The organism is bacterium (assembly GCA_040755795.1).
In the GTDB taxonomy this organism is placed as follows: Bacteria; UBA9089; CG2-30-40-21; order CG2-30-40-21; family SBAY01; genus JBFLXS01.
Window position 1 is genome coordinate 1 of the sequence record JBFLXS010000226.1, and the last position, 6,508, is coordinate 6,508.

Annotated in this window: 4 protein-coding genes, 1 tRNA gene and 1 pseudogene; 2 read left to right on the forward strand and 4 right to left on the reverse strand. The window is 34.7% G+C overall.

The window, feature by feature from the left end:
* Positions 1 to 191: 191 nt before the first annotated feature.
* The 4 genes and pseudogenes from AB1414_13355 to AB1414_13370 form a co-directional block, all read right to left on the reverse strand.
* Positions 192 to 2,630: a diguanylate cyclase gene (locus tag AB1414_13355; protein ID MEW6608410.1), complete on the reverse strand. Its 2,439-nt coding sequence runs from the start codon at positions 2,628 to 2,630 to the stop codon at positions 192 to 194.
* Between the two features lie 84 nt (positions 2,631 to 2,714).
* Positions 2,715 to 2,913, reverse strand: a pseudogene (locus AB1414_13360) (GxxExxY protein).
* Positions 2,914 to 2,973: 60 nt separating this feature from the next.
* Positions 2,974 to 4,305, reverse strand: a complete 1,332-nt coding sequence (locus AB1414_13365; protein MEW6608411.1) for a sugar transferase — start codon at positions 4,303 to 4,305, stop codon at positions 2,974 to 2,976.
* 71 nt (positions 4,306 to 4,376) lie between these two features.
* Positions 4,377 to 5,378: a VWA domain-containing protein gene (locus tag AB1414_13370; GenBank protein ID MEW6608412.1), complete on the reverse strand. Its 1,002-nt coding sequence runs from the start codon at positions 5,376 to 5,378 to the stop codon at positions 4,377 to 4,379.
* 388 nt (positions 5,379 to 5,766) lie between these two features.
* Here AB1414_13370 and AB1414_13375 point away from each other — a divergent pair.
* Together AB1414_13375 and tadA are read left to right on the forward strand one after the other, a co-directional pair.
* A tRNA-Arg gene (locus AB1414_13375) sits at positions 5,767 to 5,843 on the forward strand.
* Positions 5,844 to 5,858: 15 nt separating this feature from the next.
* Complete coding sequence (gene tadA / locus AB1414_13380; GenBank protein MEW6608413.1) at positions 5,859 to 6,326, forward strand: tRNA adenosine(34) deaminase TadA; 468 nt, start codon at positions 5,859 to 5,861, stop codon at positions 6,324 to 6,326.
* Positions 6,327 to 6,508: the final 182 nt, after the last annotated feature.

The window sequence follows — 6,508 nt, forward strand, 5'->3', positions numbered from 1 at the left end:
TTCCACATACCAAAAAGCGAATTAGAGATTAGTGAATTAGAGATTAGATTTTACTAATTCGCTAATTCGCTTAATTCACTAATTCACTAAATGGAATTTGGAATTTGTGATTTGGAATTTCAGAGCCCTATTTATGTCAAATTTCGATTAATAAGTGCTATAATGGTCACCGATTACCTGATTATCCTCCTCTACGGCGTATATAATATTACCTTATTTCTCCCGCGTTGTTTTGCCTCATAAAGGGCTTTATCTGCCTTGGCTAATAAGTCTTTTTCTGTTTCTATGCCAGGATTTGGATATGTAGAAACCCCCAGACTGGCAGATAATTGATGTGGGGTACCTTTGACAAATTCAATACTATTATTTGCAATATTAACCCGAATAGATTCAGCAATTGAGAAGGCTGTATTTTGGTCTGTCTCTGAAAAAACAACCGCAAACTCATCTCCACCAAATCGAGATAAAACACCTTTGTCTTTAATAGTGTCTTTAATTATATCCGAGATAGTTTTAATCAGTCGATTTCCTGCCTGGTGACCATAAGTATCATTGACATGTTTTAAGCGGTCGAAATCAAGCATCGTCAGGGATACTGGTTTATTATATTGTTTAGCAAAGGCAAATTCTTTTTGCAAATAGTCTTCAAAATATCTATAATTATAAACCTTAGTTAATTCATCTCGTTCGGCTAACTCTCGTATCTTAGCAAATAACCTTACTTTTTCAAGTGTTTCTGAGATTTGATTGGCAATAATCGTTAATAATCTTCTTTGTAATGGACTAAATGCATCTTCATTAAAACTGTTGAGTGCTATAAGTCCAATTATTTCATCTCGATGAGTTAAAGTGGCCATAAGTGTAGATTGAAACCGCTCTATTCCTACCCAGAATAACTCGGATGAGGTTCCTTCAGCTGTATGGTAGATTATTTTAAATTCTTTTTGGGGATATATCTCCGTCCATTTTTTCTCCACTCTGTTTTTGACATCCTGGATACACTCCGCATTTATAAAGCAAACTTGTTTTATCTCACTGATAATACGGTTATCATCTACAAGCAAATATGTTCCGGCATGATAATTAAAAAACGGTTGAATCTTATCCAATACCCAGCCAAGTATCTCCTGGGGCATTTTCATTAAAGGAATCTCACGAGAAATACTGTATAATATCCCTAATTCTTCTGTTTGTGCTTCTAATTCTTCCTTTTCTTTGATTAATTCCTCCTTTTCTTTTTCTAATCGCTCTTTTTCTTTAATGAGAATGTCTGTTTTTTTTGCCTTTTCTTCTAAGTTGGTCTTTTCTTTCGCCAGGAATATTTTTTCCTTTTCTAATACTTCTATTTCTTTTAATAATTTTTCTCTATCTTCTTCTTCTTCTGATACCTTTAGTTTTTCTTTCAGAAGCTCTTGTTTCACTCTAATTAATTCTTCTTTAACCCGTATCATTTCTTCTTTTTCTTTTAATTGGGTTTCTATATCAACCTTTTCTTTTATAAGTTCTTGTTTTGCCTCTTCTATTTCCTCCTTTTCTTTTATTTCCACTTCAATTTCTTCGGTAACCTTTTCCTTTTCCTCACTATAGTATTTCTTAGCATTTTTAACGGCAATCGCCGCATGACCACAGATTATCGAGAGTAGTTTCAAGTCTGTTTCATTAAAAGGTCTTCTTGTTTTCATATTATTAACATTGATGATACCAATTATTTCAGTGCCAATTTTTAAAGGGGCTGAAATTAGAGATTTAGTGTAGTATTTCGGGGAGCTTTTCTGGACATGAAATCGTGTATCTGATGTTATATCACCGACCAGCAAAGGCTCACCTGTTTTAGCCACATAACCTACCACACCTTTACCAACCTGTAATTTAGTTTTGGAAATATGTTCCTCATCCAGACCAATAGCGGCTTTGATAGTTATATCCTCTTTATTATCTTCAACTATCATCAATGAGGCAATTTCAGCGTTCATTGCCCTTGCTGTCAAATTCACTATCAATGGGTAAAGTTTCTTTGGTTCTAAAGTCAACATTAGACTTCGAGATTCTTCGAAGAGTTTATAAAATTCCGAGATGGCTTCAACTTCACCTTCTTTGCTGGATAGTTGTTGAAGTTTTATCTTTGAATCTATGGCTAACTGGGTCAACATAGCAACTAATTCTACATCCAATTCTAATCCTTCGACCGTTGTGGCTGGTATTTTAGTCAGGCTATCGGCAAAGGATTTTGCGTCTAAATTAAACTTTTTAATTACCTGGGCATAGTGTTCATGTCTTAAACTTGCATTTACGACCTGACAGCCACCAATTACGCCAATTAATGTTGAGTTACTGATTATTGGGCAGGTAGCCCCTAAAAATCCTGCATGACAGGGAAATACCGTAGAAACCTTATTATCCTGAGCATATTGAATAGAAGCAAGCCATGTTTCCTCACATTCCTTCTTGCCTTGTGGAGTAGTATAAATCATCCGACAATGTGGTTTCCAGTGTTCTTCACGAAATACAGATTTCCCTTCATTATTAACTATCCAGGAATAAGATAACCCTATTTTATTGAGTAAAACCTCTTTGGCTACAGTCCATTCTCGACTTTCTACAAAACTTTTTAAAATCTCATTATAATTCATTCTCTCCTCCCCCCTTTACTAATTTTGGAGTTAATTTAGCAATCCAAAATCGTAACTATTCACCGCAGAGACACAGAGAAAAAATTAAAATCTATTGGCTATACGCTTAATTCCATCTCTTAGAACAGAAATATTAAAATTGATCAATAAACCTATTCTTTTATTCATCATTTTTAGATAGGTTAAAAGTTGAGCTTCGTGAATCGGAAGTAGTTGCTCAACTGCTTTTAATTCTACGATAACTTTTTTTTTCAACTAAAAGATCTATCCGGTATCCACAATCGAATTTAAATCCTTTTTTCTCTGTTCCTCTGCGTCTCTGCGGTGAATAGTTACCCAAAATCTATCGTGCCCCTTGTTTTCTTAAAATAACTAATAAAGTTCTTAGCATAATTTTAAAGTCCAAAAATAAGGTGTAATTATTGATATAAAGGATATCATAAAGGGCTTTAATTTGTGCCGGGATATCATAAGGGGCATTTATCTGAGATAATCCTGTAATTCCCGGTCTAACCTTGAATCTCAGTTGATAGCCAGGAATAGTCTTTTTAAATATCTCCACAAATTCCGGTCGTTCTGGCCTTGGACCAACTAAACTCATCTGTCCCCGCAGGACATTAAAAAGATTAGGTAATTCATCAAATCTGAAGAACCGAAGTGTTCTACCAAATTTAGTTATTCTCTCATCATTTATGGTTGCCAGAATTGGTCCTGTTTTGTCTTCCGCTCCAACATACATCGTTCGGAATTTCCATATCTTATATCTTTCTTCGCCTTTACCTACCCTTTCCTGTCGATAAAAAATAGGTCCTTTTGAATCTAATTTAATCAGAATGATAATGATTGGCAAAAACGGTAAAAATAGAATTAAAGCACTAACTGAAATGAAAATGTCCATTAATCGTTTTATGGTTCTATTCCAGCCAGAGATAGGTTCTAAACTTAATTCAACTAAAGGCACTGCCTCTAACTGGATACTACCTATTTTACTAATAACCGCTTCATATACATCGGGAATAGTTTTAAATCTGATTTTATTTTCATGATTTAAGATTGTATCCCACAATTTTGGATTTGAGGTATGTTCTACCGTAACTATAACTTCATCAACATCTTTTTCATAAACAGTTTTTATCAGGTCATCATAATCTCCTAAGACATTAGCACTTTTATTTACCTTCTTTTCCCCGATAAATCCGATTAATTCATAACCTGAGTGTGGATGTCTATTTATTTCTGAGGCAACTGCAGTTGCTTTGTCATTTGTTCCGACGATTAAAACTCTTTTAATCGGCCGATGTATCTCTTTCGCTATAACTCGCCAGCCAGTCAATGATAAGGTGTTTATTATCCAGGAAATAGCAAATACAGATGTAGGAAATGCAATCGCTATATTTTTACTGGCAAAAGATATAGCCATAATTATCAATGTGCCAAATGATACTGCTTTAAAGGTATTATTTTGAATATCATCTATCTTACGCCAATTGGGTAAGCCAAAGGCATAGATGGATAAAAGCATAGCCAGGGTAAAGGGGATACACATAGATTGATATGCCTCAAAATTAGATTGAGGGAGTCTTCCTCCGAATTTAATTAAGAAGGCAAAAATTATCCCGATGTTAATTAAGATAGCATCAAATATTAATGAAAATATCTGTGTTATTCCTCTCATTTCTTTTCATTTTATATAATACATTAAAATCTTCAAGATGTCAAGATTTTTTTCGTAAAGAACCTGTGTGCTTACGGTATCCTTCTAAACCGTGTATTTGCCAGAATTATCTCGGCTAATAAAAGTAATATCCCCGGGAAAAGAAAATATCCAAATATCTCTTTATATTTCATATACTCCTTAACCTTTATTTTTGTCTTTTCCATTTTACCAATATCTTCGTATATTTGACTTAATTTGCGTTCATTAGTTGCGCGGAAAAATTTGCCATCAGTAATATTTGCGATGGTTTTAAGTGTATCTTCATCAACTTTGGTCAGTAACAGGCTACCATCAGGATTACGGGCGTATATTTTACCAAATATGGGGTGGTCAACAGGTATTGGTGCACCACCTTTCTTGCCGACACCAATGGTATAAATCCTTACATTCATTGCCTGGGCGATACGGGCTGAGGTTATTGGGTCAATTTTACCACAATTATTTACTCCATCAGTAAGAAGGATTACAATTTTACTTTTCGCCTGTGAATCTTTTAATCTATTGACACAATTAACTAACGCCATTCCAATGGCTGTGCCATCCTCAATCATCCCAATATTGACCTGGTTTAATAGGCTCAATAATGTTCCATAATCCAGGGTTAATGGGCATTGAGTAAAACTTTGCGAGGCAAAAACTACCAATCCTAATCTATCGTTTTTTCTCCCTTTAACAAATTCACGGATGACTTGCTTGGCTGACTTGATTCTATTTTGAGGTTTAAAATCTTCTGCTTGCATACTCCCGGAGATATCCACGGCTAAAATAATATCCACCCCTTCAGTTAAAATCTCTCCTTCAGTTCTACATAGTTGTGGTCTGGCAACAGAGATAATGATTAAAATAAGACACAATAATCGGAGAATGAACACACAATGTTTATATTTCAAAGATTTAGATGGGGGAATCTCTTTTAAAACTTGCAGGTCAGAAAACTTTATGTTTGCTCCTTTCCTTCTCTTGATATAATTCAAAATCAGTAATGGGATGATAAAGAGTAAGTAGAAAAACTCAGGATTAGCAAATTTCATTATAGTTTAGCCTTTCGTAACCGTTCAGGTAATCCTTTACCGCAGAGACGCAAGAGTTCGCAGAGAGGAAAATATCTTTTTTTTTCGTGTTTTTCGCGTTTTTCGGTGTTTAAAAAGGCTTAAAAACAGTTAGTCGAAAGTCCGTATTAAAAGATTAGTAAATAACGAAAGACCCGAAATGCACAAAAAAGGAAATTTCTGTCTCTGGTGAATAGATTTTAATTTTTTCTCTGCGTCTCTGTGTCTGTGCGGTGAATGGTTATCTTTATCCTTCTTTTGTATCTTATTTTTATCTAAATAATACTACTTTTTAGACCAAATGTCAACTTTTTATTTTTGAAATAAACACTTGACATAAATCAAAATCTTTGTTATATTAGAGTAGAGGGCGCCTGTAGCTCAACTGGACAGAGTCGCGGACTACGAATCCGAAGGTTGGAGGTTCGAATCCTCTCAGGCGCGCCAGAAGACAAATGACAGATGACAAAGGACAAAAGACAGAAAGATGATATTTACTTTATGCGGCAGGCTTTAGTCGAGGCAGAAAAGGCTTATAAATTCGGAGAGATACCAGTCGGAACTGTAATTGTTTTAGATGAAAAGATTATTGCTCGCGGTCATAATCAAATAGTCAAACTTAAAGACCCAACCGCTCATGCAGAAATATTAGCAATTAAAAAAGCCGCTGTCTATTTAAAAAATGAACGATTAATTAATACGAGTATGTATGTTACTATTGAACCCTGTGCTATGTGTGCTGGGGCATTAATTCTATCCAGGGTTAAAAATTTAGTCTATGGTGCCGATGACCTGAAAACAGGTGCCTGTGGCTCAATAATAAATATCGCCCAACATTCATCTCTGAATCATCAACTAAATGTCAAAAAAGGTATTTTAGAACAAGAATGTCGTGAACTAATCCAGAGGTTTTTTAAAGAAAAAAGGTAACCGTTCAGGATATAGCCACAGAGTTCACAGAGAATTAGAGAAATTAGCTACATAAGGACACGAATTATAGCACTTATTAATCGAAATTTGACATAGATATGGCTATGAAATTCCAAATCACAAATTCCAAATTCCATTTAGTGAATTAGTGAATTAAGCGAATTAGCGAATTAGTAAAATCT

Bases quoted from the DNA above. Each gene is read 5' to 3' on its own strand.
- AB1414_13355 (MEW6608410.1), bottom strand. From the start codon at position 2,630: ATGAATTATAATGAGATTTTAAAAAGTTTTGTAGAAAGTCGAGAATGG.
- AB1414_13365 (MEW6608411.1), bottom strand. From the start codon at position 4,305: ATGAGAGGAATAACACAGATATTTTCATTAATATTTGATGCTATCTTA.
- AB1414_13370 (MEW6608412.1), bottom strand. From the start codon at position 5,378: ATGAAATTTGCTAATCCTGAGTTTTTCTACTTACTCTTTATCATCCCA.
- tadA (MEW6608413.1), top strand. From the start codon at position 5,859: ATGACAAAGGACAAAAGACAGAAAGATGATATTTACTTTATGCGGCAG.